We start from the raw sequence: 21,949 nt of genomic DNA, 5'->3' as shown, positions 1-21,949 counted from the left end.
AGAGCTGATGACAAATAGCATTCTATTATCACTATTTGCCACCAGCTTTCTGTCCATTATTTCTATTCCTACTTACGAATTTTAAAATTCACTTGCTACATTTTTTGCGATTTCTTTTGCTTCATTCACTTTAGCAACCACGTCAATTCCAAGGATATCAACGCCTTCCACTGGAATTGTAGTAACATCTTTTACTCCAAACAATCCTAAAATAGTTCTTAAATATCTATCATCCATTTCAATTGGAGTTCCAGTATATACTCCGCCCCTTGATGTAATGTGAACCGCCTTTTTACCTTCACATAAACCAACTGGACCAGATTCTCCATACTTAAATGTAATACCAACTACACTAATATAATCAAAGTAAGCTTTTAAAATTGCAGGAGCTCCTAAATTCCACATTGGTGCTGCAAAGATATATTTATCAGCGTCAGCAAATTGATATGCATACTTTAAAACTCCATTCTGCTTACTACTCTCGTCTTTTGGTCCAAATATTTTACCTAAATCCTCTGGTCTTAAGAAGTCTACATTTTCCTTATATAAATCTACTATAATTACTTCATCCTGTGGATGTTCTTTCTTATATTGTTCTACAAAATAATCAGATACTTGAAATGTTCTTGATTCACCTTCTGGTTTAATATTTGCTTTAATATATAATACTTTACTCATAATTTTAAATTCCTTTCATAATGGCCACTCTAATACATGGTTTATTTTCCGTTTATTTACTCATTGTCTAAACTTTAACATAATGTTGTAAAAAAAGAGATGTTATTTTTTTAACAATTTATTTTATATTAATAATAGAAATCATTATCATGTTTTTATTATAGCACTAGTTTTAAAATATGCAATACCTAAAAAAAATTTATTTTATTAATTTTAATTCGTATAGACTAGGAAATAAATGTAATACTATAGGTATCTTAAGAGAGGAAGTGAAAGTATGAGTAAACAATCAAACCAACGCTATCGTAAAGAATTAGAGGAATCCTCTACAAGTAGCAATAATCTAAAGAAAACAAATAAGACTGCTACATCTAGTACCTCAAAAAAAGAAACAAGTCAATATGACTATAAGGATGACTTTGATGCTATCTCTAATGATTATGATGACGACTCAGATTATTATTAACAAATTATGAAGTAAGCTAGAACTTCAATAAGATACGCCCCCAAAAAGAAGTGTAATCACACCAAAGGGCATAGTCAGTTCTGACTATGCCCTTTGCTATTGTTGCCCTTAATTATTCACTACTCCACCTTCAACCACAACAGATTCAGGATTTACCGTATCACCGTATACTGGTTTTAAAGTAGCATCATAGGCCTCATGTATAAAATTTTCTTTTCCAAGACTTTCCAATTCTTTATTAATCCACTCTAATAATTCGGTATCACCCTTCTTTACTGCAGGTGCAATTGTATCTTGATTTCCCATAGCTTCAATACCTACCGTAAACCCAGCATTTTCAAGAGCCCATGCGAATAATAACGTATTGTCATGTACAAGTGCATCTCCACGACCATCCTTTAATGCATTAAAAGCTTCCGTATTTTCATCAAATGCTAATAATTCAACATCTGGATAATTCTCTCTTAAATATATCTCTGCCGTTGTTCCTTTGTTTACAATTAATGTCTTACCAGCAAATTCATCTGCACTCGTAATAGGCGCACCATCTGGAGAAACTACACCAAGAGCACATACCATGTAAGGATTTGCAAAATCAACAACTTCTGCACGCTCATCAGTCACTGTAAAGTTTGCTAAAATAATATCTACCTTACCTGTTGTTAAGTATTCTACACGACTTGCTGCCTCAACAAGAACAAATTCCACTGCATTCTCATCACCGATTAGATCTTTTGCAAAACGTTTTGCAATATAAACGTCAAAGCCTTGATTATCCCCATTTGCATCTACATAACCAAATGGAGATTTGTCACTAAATACACCGATTCTTATTTTTCCATCTTTCTTAATTTGTTCGATTCTAGAAGTACCTGTTTTATCATCTTTCTTACTTTCTGAAGTACCAGTCACAGCATCGTCCTTCGTTCCGCACGCTACCAATGCCCCCATAACCAAAATAGCCGTCAATAATAATGCAATTACTCTCTTTTTCATACTTGCTCATCCTCCCAATTAAAATGTTTTAAAAATTTCTTTGCCCGTTCTGTTTTCGGGCGATTAAAAAACTCCTCTGGTGGCGCTTCCTCAACAATTTTCCCCTCGTCAATAAAGACAATACGGTCAGCCACCACCTTGGCAAATTGCATTTCATGTGTAACAATTGCCATTGTCATCCCCTGCTTTGCAAGTTCTAAAATAACTTCAAGTACCTCACGAACCATTTCCGGATCGAGTGCTGCAGTAACTTCATCAAAAAGCATAATTTCAGGATTCATACAAAGAGCACGAACAATTGCTGCTCTTTGCTTTTGCCCACCGGACAGCTGTCTTGGATAAGCGTTTATTTTATCCTTTAATCCTACCCTTTCAAGAAGCTTTTTCGCCTGCTCTAGGGCTTCTGCTTTTTCTCTCTTTTGTACTTTTAATGGGCCTAACAAAATGTTATCAATGATTGTCATGTGTGGAAATAAATCATAACTTTGAAATACCATTCCTATTTTGGTTCTAACACGAGTATCTCGTTTTACTTTGTTACTTATTATTTCTCCATCTAATACAATCTCTCCACCTTGTATTTGCTCTAATCCATTTACACAGCGCAATAATGTACTTTTACCACACCCAGAAGGTCCTATGATTACTACTACTTCTCCTGGTTTTATATGAAGAGTGATATCATTTAAAATGGGATCATTTCCATAGTGTTTTGTTACATTATTAATTTGAAGCAATGCATCAGCCATAATGGTTCCTCCTAACTATTCCATGCTTTTTCTAATTTCTTTGATAGCAACGATATTGGATAGCAAAGGGCAAAATATAATAAGAATATAAAGGAATATATCCATATCGGTGCACTTGGATTTGTAATTCTAGACGCATCCATTATCTGCTGACCCACTTTTAGTACTTCTACAACTCCAATTAATACAACCAAAGAAGTTGTTTTTATCATTCTTGTAATTAAATTAATCGCTGCTGGTACTAATCTACGTACAGCTAAAGGTATAATTACATAACGATACATCTGTATTTCGGTTAAACCGATTGCCTTTGCACTTTCCTTTTGATGTTTGGGGATCGAGGTGATAGCTCCTCTTACAATATCTCCCATCTCAACTGTACCCCAAATAGTAAAAACAATAATTGATACAACCATGCTATCAATATGTATACCAATCAACTTAGTAACGCCAAAATAGAATATGAACAACCATACCAAAACTGGAATAATTCGAACCGCCTCTAAAATAAAACGACATAGAATACGGATTGCGATATTCTTTGATGTCATAATAATTCCAAAAATAATACCTAATACCGAGGAAATTAAAACTGCAATTAAAGCAATCTGAATCGTAACGAACAACCCTTCAAAGAGTCTTTCCATGTTTCTTCCTTCGAATAAAACACTAATTCCCAAACTCAGCAAATCGCACCCTCCTCTCAATGTAGGATAGTATCAAAGAGATTGGAAGTAAAATAATCAAATAAGATATGACTAGCATAAACAATGCTTCATCTGTTTTATAATACAAACCAATTAAATCCTTTGCTACAAACATTAAATCTGCAAGTGCAACCGCACTAAATACGGATGTTTCTTTTAGTAAGAAAATAATATTCGCACTAATTGATGGAACTGCAACTGAAAATGCCTGTGGTAAAATAACATACCGTATTAACTGTCTCGTATTAAGTCCAATACTAATCCCTGATTCAATTTGTGAATTGCTAGTTGCTTCAAAACCACTTCGAAAAGCTTCCGCCATATAACTACTTCCTAAAAATGAAAGACCAATCACCGCGCAAGTAACTGAGCTTAATTTAATTCCCAACTGTGGAAGGCCAAAATATAAGAAGAAAAGTTGAATTAACAAAGGGGTATTTCTTGATAATTCGATATATGCTCCTGCTATCTTACTTAAAACTGGCACTTTATAATATCTAATAACACTAAGCAATAATCCAATAAAAATTGAAATTATAATACCTATAAAACCAATGTAAAGGGTAAGTTTCGCAGCCTCTACATACATAGGTATATGCTTAATCATAAAATCGTAATTCATATGAACGCCTCTCCCCCTCTAATTCTATGTAAAACTCACATAAAAACATTAACAACAAAATCTCGCATAAAAAATCTTTCTTGGTATTTCACATAAGAATATTCGATTCTGTTCGTATTTTATGCTGTTCGCATTTTATTCTGTTCATATTTCCTCCCATTCTGTTACAACATCAGAATAAAAAATTAAGATAGAAAATGTATCTCAAATTTTTTAGAATGATATATATTTTCTATCTCTCTTTTCATCTCTTTTTTCTTTTTAATTCATACTATTTCTATATGAATTATTATATTAAATTTATTTCAGATTGTAACACCCGTTTTGTAAAATGTCAATTACTTTTTAACAATATATGTTAGTTTTTTTAACAATTTATGTTAGATTCTTTTTTATATAACACTTTTCTTGAATACACATGCTATAATCCTTGCTTTCCCATGATTAAATCTCTATCTTTTCTATTTTAAAGCTAAGAGGTTATTCTTAATTTTGTATTTACTTAATTTTGCATTTACTTAATTTTATATTCACATGATTTTATATGTGCTTACTCTTACATTTACTTAATTCCAAAATTTATCTATAAACATCGATTGTATATTTTAAAACTTCTAGGATATAGTAAATAATAATATTTAATAGAAAGAAGGACATATCGATATGCCTTTAAAACAAATCCCTCAAGATCCTGGAATCGACAATACTCTAGCATTATTAAAAGAAGGATATTTCTTTATAAAAAACAGAACTGAAAAATATAATACCGATATATTTAAGACACATTTATTGGGTAAAAAAATCACTTGTATCACTGGCAAAGATGCAGCTAAGATTTTTTATGACTCAACTCATTTTATACGCCATGGTGTTACACCAGTAAGAATTCAAAAATCATTATTCGGTGAGAATGCAGTTCAAGGGATGGATGGTGGAGCACATTTACACCGCAAATCTCTTTTTAACGCACTCACTTCTCAAAATAACCAAAATGATTTAAGTAAAATCGTAGCGAAAGAGTGGGATTCTTTAATCAGTCGATGGGAACAAGCTTCTGAAATAAATATCTTGAAAGAATCGAAAGAGGTTTTATGTAAATCCGCTTGCTTATGGGCAGGTATATCTTTAAATGAATCAGAGGTAAAAGATAAAGCAGAAGAATTTTTTTCAATGGTTGATGCATTTGGCGCGATTGGTCCAAGACATTGGAAAGGTAGAAAAGCAAGAACGAAAACTGAGATTTGGATCGGCTCTATAATACAGGAGGTCCGAGATAAAAAACGCAAAGTTCCAGAAGATACTCCTCTTTATGCGATGGCCTTCTTCAAAGATATCAATGGAAATTTGTTAGAATTAAATATGGCCGCTATTGAACTTATCAATCTTATTCGTCCCATAGTGGCAATATCTATTTATATATCGTTTATGGCGCTAGCTTTATATGAACATAAAAGTTCTATCAGTGATTTAACAAAAGATAAACAAAGAGAGATGTTTGTTCAAGAAGTTAGACGCTTCTATCCTTTCACACCATTTTTAGGTGCAAAAGTTAAGACAGATTTTACTTGGAATGATTATTATTTTAAGAAAAATGAGATGGTTTTATTAGATATTTATGGGATAAATCATGATCCTGGGATTTGGAAAGAGCCGAATATATTTCAACCAGAACGATTTAGAGACTTTCATGGATATACCTATGAATTTATCCCACAAGGAGGCGGTGATTCTACTACTGGTCACCGATGCCCAGGTGAAGGGATTACCATAGAACTAATGAAAGTAACTTTGGATTTTCTTGCAAACAAAATAAAATATAATGTTCCAAACCAAGATTTAAACTTTGATTTTTCTAAAATTCCTACGTACCCAAAAAGCGGATTTATTATAAACAATGTAAAGCCAATAAATTAACAAAAAGTGCATCTCAAATATTAGATAGAGTATAGCTAATATTTGAAGATGCACTTCACTTTTGAAAAAAATAAAGTTTAATTCCTTAATTCCCTGTGCTGGTATAATACTGGATACTAAATTTTCAAAAACCATATGCCAACAAATACATTCCTACCCTAAGAAACGGTTACCTGCAAAACAACGGAAGCTTATTCATTAACTATTAGGTATTGGCTACACTTCATGATACACATAACAATTTCTTCCTCTATTTTTTGCTTCGTACAGGGCAGTATCCGCATTACTATAAAGAAATTTAAAGGATTTTTTTCTATCCTTTTCCACCGTTATCCCTATACTTACAGAAAGTATACTTTGCTTATCGGATAGCTTGACTTTACGTACCTTTTCTTGAAAATCCTCTACTTGTGATTCAACATTTTTTATTGCGGATGCTAAATCCGTTCCAATATGATCGATAAAAACTACAAATTCATCTCCACCAATTCTTCCGACAATGGAATTTTCATGAAAACTCTCTTTAAGCAATGTCCCCATTTTACGTAAAAGTTTATCACCTAAAATATGTCCATGGCTATCATTTACTATTTTAAAATGATCTACATCTATAATTAGCATAGCATAAAAAGAATCATTAACTTCCGCTAAACTATCAAAAACGCGCTTTTCTAAAGTTCTTCTATTGTAGACACCTGTTAAATCATCCACTTCAGACAGAATCTCTAATATTCTATTTCTTTTTAAAATTTCATAATGTTCATGTACTGCTCGTTCCAACTCTATCTTAGCTATGAGACTTTTACTAAAATTATTTTTACGTGTTATCACATTCTCATGGTTAAAACGATAATATTCTTCTAATGCCTCATGCCACTGCTGCTTATCTCCAATAACTTCATAATATTCAACTAGGATATCTTGATATTTAGCTGTGTAATTAACATCATCAATATCTTGAGCAAGCATTTTCAAAACATTAATATATGTATCTCCTAGTTTTCTATCTCCTAACTGGAAAATTACTTGACGCACCCTCATAAGCGCATTAAAGGCATGAGTGTATTCTGTGTATTTCAAAACTCTTTCTAGAAGATATTGAATTCCTTCTTTCGCTTTACTAATGTCACCCAGCCCAAAACTATAGATAACTTCTTTGGATACAATAATAGCGCGTAAAATTTCACGATCTTCATTTGATAAAGTAGGCTCTATTTCCTCCATATAGCTAATTACTTCATCATCTTTCTCTAATAAAATAGCATTTTCGATTAAATTCATTACTATCGTAGAATAAGCGTCGTCCTTATAATTTTCAACTTTTTCTTTGTATTCCTTTGCTCTTATAAGATAGTTATAAGCTTCTTTGTAATCACCTAGTTCATGAAACATATCTCCAATATTATTTAAGATACGGCTCGTCAAATCATCATTTTTCATATCCTTACTAACATAAAAACCTTTTAGTAAATACTCTAATCCCCAGAATTCTTCTGAAATAGAATTATAAATAACTCCAAGTAGATTACTTGTAATTACGTAATAATTTAAGAATTTATTTTTCTCACTAAGCTCATTCGCTAACGTAACAGGCTTTAAACTTAATTCCAAATTTCCAGTTTTATAGTAATACAATGATGTATAATAAAGTGAAACAACTTCACTGTAGGTGTCGCCATCCCTTCTAGCATTCTCTAATAGTTGTTCTGTTAATGAAAGCATTTCTTTCGTAAAAGTACTTTCTACTTTCATTAACTCTAATTGTTTAATAATAATACGATTTTCTTTTTTCATAACATCACCTTCAGCATATTGTTTCAAATGTTTATATAATATAATATTTTATTAAAATAAATAAATTTAAAATAATCAGTTTAAAAATTCAGTTATGTATTTTATCATATCACCATTTTCCATAATTTTCAAACATATTATTTTATCATTTTAAATTTTAAATAAAAAACAGCTTAAAACTTTAAAAACGTTCTAAATTAAGCTTTTTAAAGTTTCTTGCTGTTTTATTTTATCAATTAATCTGTGTTCCGCCCCATTCAATTACAGAAAATCCAGTTCGTTCAAATGTTTGAAGTTCCTGTTCCTCTATGTCAATCCAATGGTTAAGCGGTTTATAAACCATAAATACACGTAATATACTATCTGGTTCTGGAAAGATGCTTAATTTTGCACTATCGGTGTAACTTTCATCTTGAAATGTAATTAAATTATATGCATTATTTTGCATAAGAGGTAACCAATATACAATAAATTCATTGTACTCTTTTGGCGTCAAACCAAGATAAGAGAGCTTTTCTTGTAAAAAATCTTTTGTATCCTTGCCAGCAACAACAAAACCTTTACTCATATCAAATTCGTTTTGTGTAATTGCCTCCCAAAATAAATAAGAATATTCTAAGCCATCCCTAGAATTCATTATGGTTCCATCAGGTTTTGCTGTGACTTTCCACCCATCCACGTAATCTGGGTAGGATACAAATAACTCTCCTTTTAAGTCTAGCTTTACTTGAATGTTCCTTTCTGTTTCTGGGTATAGATAAATCACAGGTTTGGCAAATTTTATTTTATTTCTATCAGGTTCATCAATAATTGTCTCGTTGTTAAGCTTCGTTTTTAATATAAATTCATCGGATACTGTAACACTTTTATAACTGGATTTATTAACATTATACGAGAGACGGTAATTTCCTTCTGTTAAATCTGAAAACCAAGAAAGATCGATACTTCCCCTTCTCTTATCTTCTAAAGAATCCGGTGTCCCACAAAATCCTGCAGTACAATTTACCTCTTCCCATCCATTCTCTGTCTTCTTTTCAAGCTTTGGTACAGCTACATAACTAGCTGTTTTACCAGTATTATTATAAACAGTATAAAATATTTCTTGTGAATCTAATGACAAATCATAAATATATTCGTTACTGTCTAGTTCTAGATAAAAATCCTCTGGCTGCTTATCTAAGCTTTCTTTCCCTTCTTCTGTGTTTTTTTCATTCGTGCTTTTTTCTATGTTTTTATCTTTTATATTTTCTTCTTCTGCAACTTCTCCTTTTATGTTTTCTTTTGTGTTCTCTTCTTTTGCATTTTCTACTTCTGCGTTTTCATCTCCTGTAACTTCTCCTTTTACATAGAATTCCGCAGCTAAAACATAGGCACTCGTCTTTTCCTCTTCTTGCATATATACTGACTTTACAAAACGATAATGACCATTCATCAAATAATTATTATAAGCAGATAGTGATATTACCTCTTCCATTGTTGAGTTACCATTTAAAATGATTCCAATATCATTCCATGCTAAATCACCAGACGGAAATACCTGATACCATATCCCATCTTCTTCAACTTCTAAATTAATTTCTTTACCAAAGGTAAACTGATTTGAACGTTTATTATTAAACTCAAGTTTTATCGACTCAACCTCATTTGCATAAATCTCTTGCTCTGTGGTCAGAGTTATGCCTTCTAAAGAGTTCACGTCATTATATTTACTTTCTACACAAAATAAATCTTGTAAAAATTCAAGATCAAAAGTTCCATTACTAGCTTTATAGATATCACCTTCATAACTGATTGTATCTTCCGATATTATATCTATCGTTTCACCTTCATTGGATGAATCTATAATATTTAGATTCAAAATAAATTTAGCATCCTCATTCTGCTTCGATGCTCGTGCTCTTTGAAACTCCAAATCATATAATTGTTTTAATACTTCATCACTTTCAAGGTCATTTAAAGTTCTCTTCATCCCATTACTGTTTTCTGTTATTTCCACACTAAGTACTTCCCAATTCTTATCTTGAAAGTTAAAATTAATTTTAGTACATGCAGTGAAAATAACACCTATAACCACTAGTAACATCAATAATTTATATTTCTTCATCATTGCTCTCATCCTTCTCCTTCTCTGTCTACCAACTGAAACAATCCATTCCATCCTTCACTTGAAGAAGTGAGAGATATCTTGATTAGGTTAGATTAATTTTGTATACATTAGACGAGTCACCTTGGTTATAGGTTTCATTTATTTTCTATATGTGTACACTACAATGAATCTTATCCCTCAATATTTCATCTTTATGATTCTAGTTGTATATTGACAGTCTCGACGCTGATAGCTCTAGGCCTTGAATCGTTTTTGTTTCAAGCACAACATTACAGTCCCATTCTTTCGCTAACATTAACTTCTCACGAATATTAACATCCCCGTCACCTAATGATAGATGATTCTTATTCTCTAAAGCATCATGCAGATGCATATGTACCAATCGCTTAATATTCTTTTTTATAAATTCTTCATCCTTATAACCAATGCAATGATCATGCCCCACGTCATACGTTAGCGCAAACACAGGACTTTCTAATAAATACTCAATTCCAGATTTAGAAAACCCTTTATATCCGATTGTATTTTCAATACAAATTTTAATGTCTGTATGACCAATTTCTTTCTCACACATATTTCTAAACTCAAATAAACTTTTCCTATACGATTCTATGTATTGTTCAAATAAATACACTCTTTTATCAGGCAAGGTAAAATAAACACCTTCCGACATATGCATATTTAGAATTGGTGCTTCGATTTGTTTTGCAAGTTGAATCGTAAATTTAACTGTATCCAAATATGCCTTTGACACTAAGGGATTAAAGTCAGCAACATTTAGATTTTCATCTAGATGAATCGTAAAAAAGATATTCTCTCTTTTACGAATCTTATTTAATTTTTTAACATCGATTTGTTCTAATTGATATTGTGGCATATTCATATTTAACTCAATAAAATTCAAACTTAGGTGCTTACATAAAGCTACACATTCATCCAAATCTTTTGTTTCAATTAACGTAGGCATTCCAAATCTCATGATAAATCTCCTTATATAAATTTTCTTTTACATCAATAATACCTTTTATTTACTATAGCATACATTAAATTACATTGACACTTTTTGTTAAATCAATATACTGTAATTAAGCTACTGAAATTAAGTCTCTCGCAAATAAACATGATTGATCATATTTTTAGCTTATTACTAATGATTACTATTTAAGCCTACAGTTTTGAATTGAAATCTATTTTATTATAAAATCAAATATCAAAACTTCGAATACAATGATATATAAAACAAAAGGAGTTAATATTATGGGCTGTTTAGGTAATTTAATTTGGTTTATTTTTGGTGGCTTTGTCATGGGTATTAGTTGGCTATTCGTTGGCCTCTTATGGTGTATTACGATTATTGGTATCCCTATTGGTATTCAATGTTTTAAAATGGCTGGCTTAGCATTTTTTCCATTTGGTAAGGAAGTAAGCTATGGTGGCGGACCTGGAAGCTTTTTATTAAATATTTTATGGTTAATCTTTGGGGGAATTGGACTTGCATTAGAATCTGCAATTCTTGGATGTATTTTCTGCATTACTATCATTGGAATTCCATTCGGTTTGCAGTGCTTTAAGATAGCTAAATTATCACTGATGCCATTTGGGACATCTGTTATATAAGAAAGGACAAAAGATTAAATGACTGAGATTAATAACTTATATCCAGAAGATAAAAATGAAATGTATCTATTATTATGTGAACAATTAAAATCATTAACAGAAGGGGAATCCCACACCATTCCGAATTTAGCAAATGCATCTGCTTTATTAAATGGTGCACTAAAAAACATCAACTGGGTTGGATTTTATTTAATGACCGATGGTTATCTACTTTTAGGTCCATTTCAAGGAAAGACGGCTTGCATTCGTATTCCAGTAGGTCGTGGTGTTTGCGGTACAGCAGTTTCAGAAAATCGCTCACAATTAGTACCTGACGTACACGAATTTCCAGGACACATTGCATGTGATTCTGCTTCCAATTCTGAAATTGTTATCCCAATTCGTAATGGAAATAATATTGTTGGTGTACTTGATATTGATAGTCCTATCAAAAATCGCTTTGATCAAGAAGATTTGGCAGGATTGGAAGCCTTTGTTAAAATATTAGAATCCGCATGTAACTGGTAACACTCAAAATGATAAGATTATTACATTATTTGTATTACAGTCTTCTTGCTTGCAATAAAATAATTGATATTACTCATTAATTTATTATCTAATATATAAAAAATCACGTTGCCCCCAAACTTACAACTTGGTAGTAACGTGATTTTTTACATATAGGTGACTTAATTAATTTTTTTCATTGGTTTTTCTGGATCCGATTAAATTTAATTAAGATGTTTTCATTCATTTATTCGCTCCACAGATTTCTTAAGTCTATCCACCTGTTCTATAAATTTGTATTCATTACGTAAATCATCATAATTAGGATCAATATCAATAGATTTTAAAACAATCTTTTGTAACTCTTCTTTCTTTTCTGAAACAGAAACATCATCATTTATTATATAATCCCAGTAAATTGACTCCTTTTGATTATTTGCAGCCATTAGGATATCATTGATATAGCACTCAAACCAAATTAGTGCTTGATTTTTATCCTTCAAATATAAGTAAGACCTAACTAGCAAATATGCTCCATTCCCGTTGTAAAATGAAAATTTATGTTCTAAATCATAATACTCTTTCGCATATAATAGTGCTTTTTCATATTGGTTTAATCTACTAGAAATATTCCATAAATTCATGATTGCAGCCAGAACTTGTTGAATTTCTGATAAAAGATATTGCTGAGACAACTTTGCCGCTGTTTCATACTCTCCTTTGTGGATATATAATACAGGAAAAAGCTGTTCTGAACTTATTCCATTATTGGGTAAAGTCTCTAATAATATTTTTGCACCATCGAATTTCTTCTTTTTCATATAAGTAGATGCAAGCATAACTGTCGCTGTCATTTTTATATTGATATCGCTCGAATTTATTAGTTGTTCACACATTGTTTCATTGTAATCTTGTACGTTTTCATATTCCTCATCCGTATAATCTGAGTCCAAAGTATAAACTAAGTTCATGCTTGTCATCATTACGATTTCAAACTTTAGTTTTTCAGAATTAGGGTACTCTTCCAAATATTCTTTACACTTCTTAATTCCTGCACGGAACCCATTCTTTATAAAATACTCTTTTAAAGAACTAGTAAGCTGTTCTAATTCACTCTCATTTAATTCCTGTTGAAACGATAAAAGAGTATCCACTGTTGTACCTAGTGCTCTTGCAAGTGGAGAAAGTAATGTAATGTCTGGATAGGTACTATCGTTTTCCCATTTACTCACCGCTGGTGCGGATACGCCAATTAAACTTGCTAATTGTTCTTGGGTCATTTGTTTTTCTTTTCTTAGCGTATAGATTGTTTTTCCTATTTTTATAAAAATACACCTCCATATCAGTTTTGATATATACATACTCTTGTTATAGCTCTAACATAAGTATAGCAATTAATATATCCCAACTCAATGGAGGTGTTGTTAAATAATATTCAATAATAATTAACCGTTAGGAAATAACTATCTTCGCTCTCATTTCCAGATTTATTACTTCATATTTACTTACTGATTTTTATCTTAAATTCTTTAATTTTATGTCTCTATCTTTCTAATTTTTACTTTTATATTTCTTTTATATTTTTTCTTTTCTTCTCTTGCTTTTAAATTTCTTCCTTACGAATATCTTCTAACGCCTTCTTTATTTCTTCACACTTAATCTGCCCTGTTCGTTTGATATCTGGCTTTGCCCAATTACATGCATTCTGGATCACTGTTCGAACTTCTTTATTATAGTAAGTTGGATTTGTCTCATGGCCCGGTTGAAAATAAAATATTTTACCGTAACCTCTCGTCCAAGTACACCCACTTCTACATACTTCCCCACTTTCAAACCATCCTAGGAATATAACATCATCTGGTTTGGGTATATCAAAAAATTCTCCGTAAGCTTCTTCCTTTTCCAACTCAAAATAAGGTGGTAATCCTTTTGCGATTGGATGTGTTGGATTTACAACAAATAATCGTTCAAAATCGTCATGTCGATATCGCATAGTACAACTGGTACCCATGAGTTTTACAAATGGTTTCGCTGTGTTCGCTGAATGTAGTACTACAAATCCCATACCTTTTAGGACCGCTTGATAAACTCGATCCGCCACCTCATCTGGCAATAATCGATTTCCACCATGGGACCAATATACTAAAACGTCTGTTTGTTCTAGTATATCTTCTGTAAGACCACATTCCTCTTCATATAAAGACGCCATCTTAATTATCTTCGCGTCCTCTATTTCACTTACTATTTCTGCGAGCGTCTCTCCAATTCCATTTGGATAAATTGTCAATACCTCAGGTTTATTTCTCTCATCGCGTCCTTCATTAAAAATCGTTATGTTCATATCGTTACCTTTCTTTCTTTTGACTTTAATACACGCTAACTTAATTATCGCCTTATTTTAAAGAACTGTTTATATGTTCTCTTGCAGTTTGATATGCAAAATATCTAGACACATTAAAACTACGAATCTTGCCATCATACATTCTATAGGCATAACCATAGTATTCATTAATATAGGTCTCTAAATCAACATAATCACTTCCATAAATCATCTTCTCCGACAAATCAAGTTTATTTTCATCAATTTTTGCTAATGCTGGAATCGCATCGAATGAAAGATCAGATACTAAATACCTTACATCTTCACTTTGAATTTTCTCTATATGATTTATATTATAATTTGCAATTATATAATCTGGTCTCATAAAAGCTAGTATAAAATAGCAAAAAAGAACTGTTCGAAAGAAAAATTTATCTATTTTATACGTATTATGATAAATATAATACAAGACACCAATCATAAGAACTGTTAGGGTAATTAAAAACCAAATAACTAAAACTCTTAAAAATGTCAAATGATATACGCTAATATAAAGAATCATTCGGTACATAGCAGAAGCTATCATTATAAATGTGCAAATAGAAATAATGGTTAGTAATCTTTTTAGACCATTGTGCTCTGAATATTTCTTTACACACAAAACCACCATACCAATATTAATCATAACTACAAATAGCAATTGAAAAAAACCTTGTTGTGCATACTTTGCATAAGTAATTCCTTCGGGCAAAGTTAAAAAATTCCCTCCAAACAAATAAACAATTTGAATACCACAAAACAATAAATATGTGGCTGTAATTATTCCTGCCATAACAATTGCAGACGTGGCTTCTTTCTTCTTAATAACCTTTACTTTGTCATTCAATCCATTGCTGGCAAAGGAACATATCAAACCATAAAACATAAACATTGCTATAATAACTAAAAATAAATAATAATTTAATTCTCCTGAAAAAGGGTTTTTAAATATTGAAAAAATACTTTTCATTAACTTTTGGAATACCATGTCTGCACTCGCTAACAAAGGAAGTACAATTCCAAGGAAAATACCACCATATATAATACCTTTGAGTATTGGCAGCCACTTGCTTTTTTCATGTTTTAATGGTTTTAATAAGGATATACCATGCTTAAAAAGATATCGAATACTCGCTATCGCTTCCAACCATACAATCACAATATTTTTAAAATAATGAAGGATACCCCAATCACTATCTTCATAGAACTGTTTAAATAAAAATATAGTAAATAAAATTATAATTCCTAAGGTATTAAATATAACAATAAACCAATTCATCGTTAAAAATGAGGAAATACCTAATAAAACAGCAGCAATTGCATAAAAGTAGGTATTCTTTTTTATCGTTCGATTTAATACTTTTAAAGTTATAAACGAAAATCCAAATAAACTAACTACAAATAAGGGATACAAAATTCCATTAAAATTTATATAAAAATCATAAAAGCAGAACATGAATAAAAATCCAAATCCCAATGCTAGGAGTAAAAGAAAAACATAATTCTCCCTTACTGGTTTTAGCTGATCAGTATTCGTTCCAGATTTATTTGTATCTATCTCTTCACTTTCTTGAACTTTATTTTCTTTATTTTCACTTTCCTTTTCTGTATTTTGCCCCACTTCATTTTCTTGCTCTTCTTTTTCTGCGTTTTCCCTTACTTCATTCTTTTGTTCTTCTTTTTCTTCATTTTCCCTTACTTTATTTTCTTGCTCTTCTTTTTCTGTGCATTCCCTTACTTCATTCTCTTGCTCTTCATTTTTATTATTACTTACATTGTTTTTGATTATTGAATTCTCTAAGTCAGACATAATAGTCCCCCTTTCATCGTCGATAACGAAAAGATTGATTAATTCTTATCACTTACATATTCTAAGATATCTCCCGGTTGACATTCTAAAATTTCGCAAATCTTATCCAATGTCTCTAAGCGAACGGCCTTGGCCTTCCCATTTTTTAAAATTGAGATATTTGCCATGGTTATTCCTACTCTTTCTGATAATTCAGTTACGCTCATTTTTCTTTTTGCTAACATTACATCTAAATTTATTCTTATTGCCATCTTCTCACCTCAACTTAAATTGTTAAATCATTCTCTTCTTGTATCCTGCTTGCTTTCTCAACCAAATGAGCAAGTGCAGCCGATACCACTGCAATGGCAATCCCAGCAAATATAACAAATAAAAATCCTATTACTACGGATGGGTGAGACATACCTAAAAAGAAGAATACTATGTTACCAATAAAACAAATTATTGTATCTATAATAGCTAGACGACTAATCCAACCAAGTAATATAGCATTCTTTTTTGAAAAAGAATTATCATTTTCTATTTCTCTACATATCTTCCAAAAAAGTACTAAAACTAAATAACAAGGTATTGCCATCACCCAAATAAACACTAGCCATGGCCAATAGCAAAATGCAAATTCTTTATTTGTTATTGCAAGTTCATTGCCTATTTGAGGTAATATAATAAAAAATACAATAGCCCCCATAATCCCAACTAGAATTGTTATAAACTTTAACCATTTTGATAAATTAGATTGATTCATAGATCTTGTTCCTTTCAGTGATTGAAATATCGTATTTACAATTTATTTCAATTTATTTAAATGAATTATAATCCTTTATTTTCTATAAGTCAATATTTATTTATCGTTTTACAATAAATATTATTTGTATTTTGATAAAATATAATTTAAAAGGGACTACAAAGGATAATGGTCCTACGGGCAGTGTCCCGCCACCGCCTGTGCCGTATATCCGAAGGGTAGGTAATCCCGTTGGAAAACTGACTGTTTCTATGCTCTCGGAATTGTTGTAAAATGAAAAGCAGAACGACAAATATTCATTTATGGAAACTATCAAAAAGTTCATAGACGAAGTATTCATGAAAAAGGGCTTACCTGCATTGCAAAGAAATCCGAACTTGCGAAAGGCTATGTGCTACATCGGGGAAAGAAAAAATAGAGAGCGATAAATTAACATTTGGGGGTATAAACATTGGAAGAGAAAGAAAAAATATTACAAAGCGTTCTGCAACTTATGAACGCATATCATGATGGTTTGCTGGGTGGAGAGAAAATGCCCGAACACGAAAATCCGGGATTAGATAAAACATCGAAAGAAAGCTATCTGTACTTTACGTTGCCTATGGCATTGAATTATCAGAGAAATTCATATCTTTTATGGGAATGTGCAAACAGACTTTATAGAGAAGTGCCAATGTTATTTGACTGCGCATCGGTATTATCAATACCGCAAAACGAACTGCAAGAGATTCTTGTTGATTATAAGGTTGCATTACAGCCTAACAAACAACCTCTTATTTGGAAAACGTTATGTAACACTTTTGCGGAGAAATTTAATGGTGATGTACGAAATCTCTTTTTTGACATGAACTATGAAGTTGCTGCTATCAAAGAGTATATTCAGAAGAATAAAAGGTCGTTTCCCTATTTAGGAGGAAATAAAATCTGTAATTATTGGTTATATGTCATGGAACAATACACGGATACGAAATTTGTTGACCGAGAACATATCACGGTTGCACCTGATACACATGTAATTCAAGCAAGTACAAAATTAGGTGTTATTACGGAGGAAGAAGCGAAAGACTCAGATGTGCAATTAAAGCTGGTAGAGCGATGGTATGAATTATTAAAAGATACTGATCATGTTTCAATAGATATACATACGCCAATGTGGTTGTGGAGCAGAGGAAAATTTGCTGTTGACATAGTGTGAACAAAATCCGATTTATTGAGGAAATAGCAAAGCCAGCCGATCCATTCGTTAGCAAGATGAACGGCAAATACTGCGCTGCTATTGACAGTCTGGCCCGTTTTTGCTGATGGGCAATCAAGGCGCCCATTCAGCGGGATGGCGGACGACGGCCAATGCAGGGTGCTTATTCCTACACTCAATTGCTTAGGGAGTAAAATTACTTTAATACGCTATTTGTATTCTGTTAATTCTCCCTTATCCATCTCATAAACTGTATCACACAGAATGCGAATATCCTCAGCCGAATGCGATGCAATTAAAATTGTTTTGCCTTGATTTTTTAAATCTAATAAATATTTTCTCATATCATTAACTCCATCCTTATCTAATCCATTAAATGGTTCATCTAAAATTAGTATAGAAGGATTTTCCATGATAGCTTGCGCTAAACCAAGTCTTTGACGCATTCCTAAACTATACTTTTTAACGACACGTTTTAACCTATAATCAAGACCAACTGCCTCCATTGCTTTTTTAACATCTGCCTTATCCGCAATATGATTCAAACCGGCAAGAAGTATTAGATTTTTATAACCGCTATAATAGGGAATAAAGCCAGGTGTCTCAATGATCAATCCTAAATTAGAGGGAAAATCAACATCCTTTCCTACACGTTTTTCTTCAACGATTATTTCACCGCTTGTTACTTTCACAAATCCGCAGATACATTTCATTAGCATAGTTTTCCCTGAACCATTTCGTCCAATAAGACCATGTATTTTCCCCTGTTCAAATGCAACCATAATATTTTTTAAAATCAAATCTTTTTTTATCTGTAGCGATACATTTTTAACCTCAATTGCATTACTCATAGCCATTCTCCTTAATCTATCTCTTGAACACTATCAAAATTGGTACTTTTCATTGCTATGCAACTAATAATAATTAGAATCACTATTGTACATACAAAATAAGTATAAGATATCCACATCGGCATTATGGGTTTACGAAAATACTGTGTGAAATGTAACCATATAGAGGTATGTGCCATTGGAAAAAACCACATCATCGGTATCTTAACCAAACAAAAAGTACCACCAAAAGCTATAATACACCCCGTAGTAAGTATACCAAAAATCTTTTTTTTCAAACAACTAAAAACAAGCATTATCAATGCTATAACTAATAAATACAGCATCATTAACCCATAACCTATAGAAGCTGCATACCAAGGAGAAACTTGATTATATATATTTTCTTTTATTAAAAGACTTGCAAAACTCTGAGCCCTTTCTGGATAAATAGTCGCATATTTCGTAACTACTAATGACCAACCGTTTGCAGAAAAGCTACTAGTTATTACTGGTAGAACTGTACCTATAAAAATAACTCCTATATATGTAAAAATAGATAAAATAGCAAATAAAATTTGTCCAAATATCCAATTTATTCTTCCAATTCTCTGCAAAAAAAATAAAGTTGTTCCATCTGTCCGAGGGAAATCTGAAAATAAAGCTAAGAATATAGCTGGAACAATAATAACTAAAACTTCTGAATTAACTGTTGCAATAAAAGGTTCTAATACGTTAATAGGTGAATTCATTTCTATCGCATGAGCTTGCAATGGTTCAATTACAAAGCTGTATATAAATAAAAGCATTACTACAAGCAGAATCATTCTAGCATTGCATATCCACTTTATATATTCTGTTCTTGCGGTAGCTAATATTTTCCTTATATTTAGCTTATTCACCAAAATCCCACCTCCGGTTCATTATAATAGCAAATACACAAAAACAGAAACAAACAAAAGCTATATTTATTAATAGTGAATTTCTCACCATATTATTATAATAAGCCAGACTACTTATTGTTTCAGGCCTTAAAGTATGTATAAAGTCAGTTGTAGAACTTTTTCTCTCTAACATTGCATCATAACTTATTTTTGTTAAACTTGTATTATAAAGATATATTATCATGAAAGGTACACAAGTAATAATATATCGATTTCTTACAAACGAAGCCATTAAAAATGCTGGAACAGCCGATACTGAACCATATAAAAACACTCCAAGTAAACTTTTTAAAACGATTAAATGGATATTTGTTTTTTTCTGTCCTATTAACGATATATAAGATGAGTGCGAAGGGAAATTAAAATAAATGATTAGCCCAAAAATTGCATAACCTAAAAAGACTGCAAATCCTCCCCCTAACATAGCAGATAGGAATTTTGAGATATAATATCTCATCTTACCTACACGATAAATCGTAAATCTAATAAGACCACTATTTCTCTCTGAACAATAATTAGGAATGAACGGAAAAGCAGCTATAATCGGTATAAACATAAGAAAATATCCACTGATTGCATTACTAAAAACGTTAATTGCTGCAAAGGAAGGATCACCCAGAAATATCTTTTTATCTAATCGAATAATGCCTTCTATAACAGAATAGATTTTTCCTGTGCTTGAATCGACATATAATATTGTTGTAAAAAATAATATTACAGTAATTAAAATACATAAAATAAATCCTACATTAAATATAGTCTTTTTCAGTTCTTGTGATAATGCATAAAATATCTTCATATATCTCCTTATATTATTTAACTCTTAATAATTATTTTTAATAAAATCAACTTCTCCTGATTCAAGGTCTACAGTTACATAAACTTCTTTATTTGGAGTCAAATCTAAATAAAACACCCAACAGGGTTTTGACAAGTAAATATTACCTGCTGTGTAATCGGTAGGGTCATAGTTTTCTCCTTTGATTCAATTAAAATTTCGGTTTCTAATGCCATAATAAATTTATCTTTAATAGAATAATAATCATAAAAATAATTAGAAAAATATAAATTATTATAAGATTTTGTAAAAAGAATATTATAAACATAGTAACCATCATCTGTTTGATATACAATAACCTCACTTGGTATTAGTTCGATGTCTTTAGAGAAGGATTTCAATTCCTCTGCACACACCTCAGCACGTTCAATCGCTTCACTAATCTTCATTTCCCCATCTATTAATACGTAACTATGATCTTCATACTCTATTCTTAAAGGTATTCGTTCTACTTCTATATATATTCCATTACTTATATTTATCAAAAATTCATTATGACTGTAATAATAAAATCCATCATTACCCATTCCGAAATGAATATTTTTTTCTTTATCATCATATTGAGGGCCTGGAGGATCCAATCTATCATTCCAATATATATTTTTTTTATCAAAGCTATTACCCACAAAGCTTTTTATAACTTCCAAATAATTGTCATTAAAATTACTTACCTGTATAAATTTATTCTGAGCGATTTCACCTGGTTTATTTATATCAATATTATATTCAAATGTTATGTTAGAATAACTATCTGACATGACATCATCTAATGTTTTTAAAATATTATCTATAGTATCAAATTCAAGATTATCGTCTAATTGATGTTCTTCCTTATAATTGGACTGAGATGTATTCTGATTAATATTATCGTTAACTTCCTGAGGAGTTTTATCGCACCCTGTTAACCCAAGTATTAATAAAATAATTATTAAGACATTTCTTGCTTTCATCGTCATTCCCTCTCTTAATTGTAATTAGAACTGCAAAAAAAAGTTTATAAATTCTTTCTTTTGCAGTTCTATTAATTATTATCTAATAAATACCTACTGAACCATAAGCATAAATCGATTTAGATACTGTATAATTATTCAA

General features: G+C 31.2%; 22 protein-coding genes. 5 read left to right on the top strand and 17 right to left on the bottom strand.

Going from position 1 to position 21,949, the window contains the following annotated elements; genetic code table 11:
• Positions 1-81 precede the first annotated feature (81 nt).
• A complete protein-coding gene (locus BN4220_RS10720) occupies positions 82-678 on the bottom strand; it encodes an FMN-dependent NADH-azoreductase (protein WP_066715938.1) in 597 nt (198 codons plus the stop codon).
• 277 nt (positions 679-955) lie between these two features.
• Here BN4220_RS10720 and BN4220_RS10715 point away from each other — a divergent pair, with 277 nt between their 5' ends.
• Positions 956-1,144 carry a hypothetical protein gene (locus tag BN4220_RS10715; RefSeq protein WP_066715934.1) on the top strand — a complete coding sequence of 63 codons (189 nt, stop codon included), beginning with the start codon at positions 956-958 and terminating at the stop codon, positions 1,142-1,144.
• Positions 1,145-1,252: 108 nt separating this feature from the next.
• Here the strand turns inward: BN4220_RS10715 and BN4220_RS10710 are convergent, their stop codons facing one another.
• The 4 genes from BN4220_RS10710 to BN4220_RS10695 are packed head-to-tail and all read right to left on the bottom strand — an operon-like array spanning position 1,253 to position 4,218.
• On the bottom strand, positions 1,253-2,140 hold the full coding sequence (locus BN4220_RS10710) for a cysteine ABC transporter substrate-binding protein (protein WP_066715932.1): 888 nt from the start codon (positions 2,138-2,140) through the stop codon (positions 1,253-1,255).
• Entirely contained in the window at positions 2,137-2,889 is a 753-nt protein-coding gene (locus BN4220_RS10705; protein ID WP_066715930.1) for an amino acid ABC transporter ATP-binding protein, read from the bottom strand. Before BN4220_RS10705 ends, BN4220_RS10710 begins: the two co-directional genes overlap by 4 nt.
• A gap of 11 nt (positions 2,890-2,900) precedes the next feature.
• Positions 2,901-3,578 (bottom strand): amino acid ABC transporter permease, encoded by a 678-nt coding sequence (locus tag BN4220_RS10700; protein ID WP_066715928.1) that lies wholly within the window; start codon positions 3,576-3,578, stop codon positions 2,901-2,903.
• The gene (locus BN4220_RS10695) at positions 3,559-4,218 is read right to left on the bottom strand and encodes an amino acid ABC transporter permease (RefSeq protein ID WP_066715926.1); all 660 of its coding nucleotides are present in this window, start codon (positions 4,216-4,218) and stop codon (positions 3,559-3,561) included. The genes BN4220_RS10700 and BN4220_RS10695 overlap by 20 nt, the downstream gene beginning before the upstream one ends.
• A 663-nt stretch (positions 4,219-4,881) precedes the next feature.
• On the opposite strand from BN4220_RS10695, the gene BN4220_RS10690 reads away from it, so the two are divergent.
• Positions 4,882-6,132, top strand: a complete 1,251-nt coding sequence (locus BN4220_RS10690) for a cytochrome P450 (protein WP_066715925.1) — start codon at positions 4,882-4,884, stop codon at positions 6,130-6,132.
• 216 nt (positions 6,133-6,348) lie between these two features.
• On the opposite strand, the gene BN4220_RS10685 is transcribed toward BN4220_RS10690, so the two are convergent.
• The 3 genes from BN4220_RS10685 to BN4220_RS10675 all read right to left on the bottom strand — a co-directional run bounded on the left by BN4220_RS10685 (position 6,349) and on the right by BN4220_RS10675 (position 11,012).
• Entirely contained in the window at positions 6,349-7,926 is a 1,578-nt protein-coding gene (locus tag BN4220_RS10685) for a tetratricopeptide repeat-containing diguanylate cyclase (protein ID WP_066715922.1), read from the bottom strand.
• 232 nt (positions 7,927-8,158) lie between these two features.
• Positions 8,159-10,042 (bottom strand): immunoglobulin-like domain-containing protein, encoded by a 1,884-nt coding sequence (locus BN4220_RS20490; protein ID WP_242867782.1) that lies wholly within the window; start codon positions 10,040-10,042, stop codon positions 8,159-8,161.
• 190 nt (positions 10,043-10,232) lie between these two features.
• Entirely contained in the window at positions 10,233-11,012 is a 780-nt protein-coding gene (locus BN4220_RS10675; protein WP_066715920.1) for a sugar phosphate isomerase/epimerase family protein, read from the bottom strand.
• A gap of 278 nt (positions 11,013-11,290) precedes the next feature.
• Between BN4220_RS10675 and BN4220_RS10670 the strand changes: the two genes are divergently transcribed.
• Positions 11,291-11,650 carry a YccF domain-containing protein gene (locus BN4220_RS10670; protein WP_066715915.1) on the top strand — a complete coding sequence of 120 codons (360 nt, stop codon included), beginning with the start codon at positions 11,291-11,293 and terminating at the stop codon, positions 11,648-11,650.
• 18 nt (positions 11,651-11,668) lie between these two features.
• On the top strand, positions 11,669-12,157 hold the full coding sequence (locus tag BN4220_RS10665) for a GAF domain-containing protein (protein WP_066715913.1): 489 nt from the start codon (positions 11,669-11,671) through the stop codon (positions 12,155-12,157).
• A gap of 218 nt (positions 12,158-12,375) precedes the next feature.
• On the opposite strand, the gene BN4220_RS10660 is transcribed toward BN4220_RS10665, so the two are convergent.
• From BN4220_RS10660 to BN4220_RS10640, 5 genes are all read right to left on the bottom strand, one after another.
• Positions 12,376-13,497 carry a helix-turn-helix domain-containing protein gene (locus tag BN4220_RS10660; RefSeq protein ID WP_082812263.1) on the bottom strand — a complete coding sequence of 374 codons (1,122 nt, stop codon included), beginning with the start codon at positions 13,495-13,497 and terminating at the stop codon, positions 12,376-12,378.
• Positions 13,498-13,739: 242 nt separating this feature from the next.
• On the bottom strand, positions 13,740-14,477 hold the full coding sequence (locus BN4220_RS10655) for a ThuA domain-containing protein (RefSeq protein ID WP_066715909.1): 738 nt from the start codon (positions 14,475-14,477) through the stop codon (positions 13,740-13,742).
• A gap of 52 nt (positions 14,478-14,529) precedes the next feature.
• Positions 14,530-16,305, bottom strand: coding sequence for a DUF4153 domain-containing protein (locus tag BN4220_RS10650; protein WP_066715908.1), 1,776 nt, complete (start codon positions 16,303-16,305; stop codon positions 14,530-14,532).
• 38 nt (positions 16,306-16,343) lie between these two features.
• Positions 16,344-16,556, bottom strand: coding sequence for a helix-turn-helix domain-containing protein (locus BN4220_RS10645; protein WP_066715907.1), 213 nt, complete (start codon positions 16,554-16,556; stop codon positions 16,344-16,346).
• A 14-nt stretch (positions 16,557-16,570) separates the two neighbouring features.
• Positions 16,571-17,050 carry a DUF2975 domain-containing protein gene (locus BN4220_RS10640; RefSeq protein WP_066715906.1) on the bottom strand — a complete coding sequence of 160 codons (480 nt, stop codon included), beginning with the start codon at positions 17,048-17,050 and terminating at the stop codon, positions 16,571-16,573.
• Between the two features lie 532 nt (positions 17,051-17,582).
• On the opposite strand from BN4220_RS10640, the gene BN4220_RS10635 reads away from it, so the two are divergent.
• Positions 17,583-18,245 carry a hypothetical protein gene (locus BN4220_RS10635; protein WP_148401728.1) on the top strand — a complete coding sequence of 221 codons (663 nt, stop codon included), beginning with the start codon at positions 17,583-17,585 and terminating at the stop codon, positions 18,243-18,245.
• A gap of 209 nt (positions 18,246-18,454) precedes the next feature.
• Here the strand turns inward: BN4220_RS10635 and BN4220_RS10630 are convergent, their stop codons facing one another.
• The 4 genes from BN4220_RS10630 to BN4220_RS10615 form a co-directional block, all read right to left on the bottom strand.
• Entirely contained in the window at positions 18,455-19,096 is a 642-nt protein-coding gene (locus tag BN4220_RS10630) for an ATP-binding cassette domain-containing protein (protein ID WP_066715902.1), read from the bottom strand.
• Between the two features lie 11 nt (positions 19,097-19,107).
• The gene (locus tag BN4220_RS10625; protein ID WP_148401727.1) at positions 19,108-19,977 is read right to left on the bottom strand and encodes a hypothetical protein; all 870 of its coding nucleotides are present in this window, start codon (positions 19,975-19,977) and stop codon (positions 19,108-19,110) included.
• Positions 19,970-20,818, bottom strand: a complete 849-nt coding sequence (locus tag BN4220_RS10620) for a hypothetical protein (protein WP_066715897.1) — start codon at positions 20,816-20,818, stop codon at positions 19,970-19,972. Before BN4220_RS10620 ends, BN4220_RS10625 begins: the two co-directional genes overlap by 8 nt.
• 104 nt (positions 20,819-20,922) lie before the next feature.
• On the bottom strand, positions 20,923-21,807 hold the full coding sequence (locus BN4220_RS10615) for a hypothetical protein (RefSeq protein ID WP_066715893.1): 885 nt from the start codon (positions 21,805-21,807) through the stop codon (positions 20,923-20,925).
• Positions 21,808-21,949: the final 142 nt, after the last annotated feature.

Origin of the sequence: Clostridium sp. Marseille-P299 (genome assembly GCF_900078195.1) — a bacterium.
GTDB lineage: Bacteria > Bacillota > Clostridia > Lachnospirales > Lachnospiraceae > Lachnoclostridium.
The sequence above is the reverse complement of the archived record's forward strand: the minus strand, read 5'-3'. Positions and strand labels throughout refer to the sequence as shown.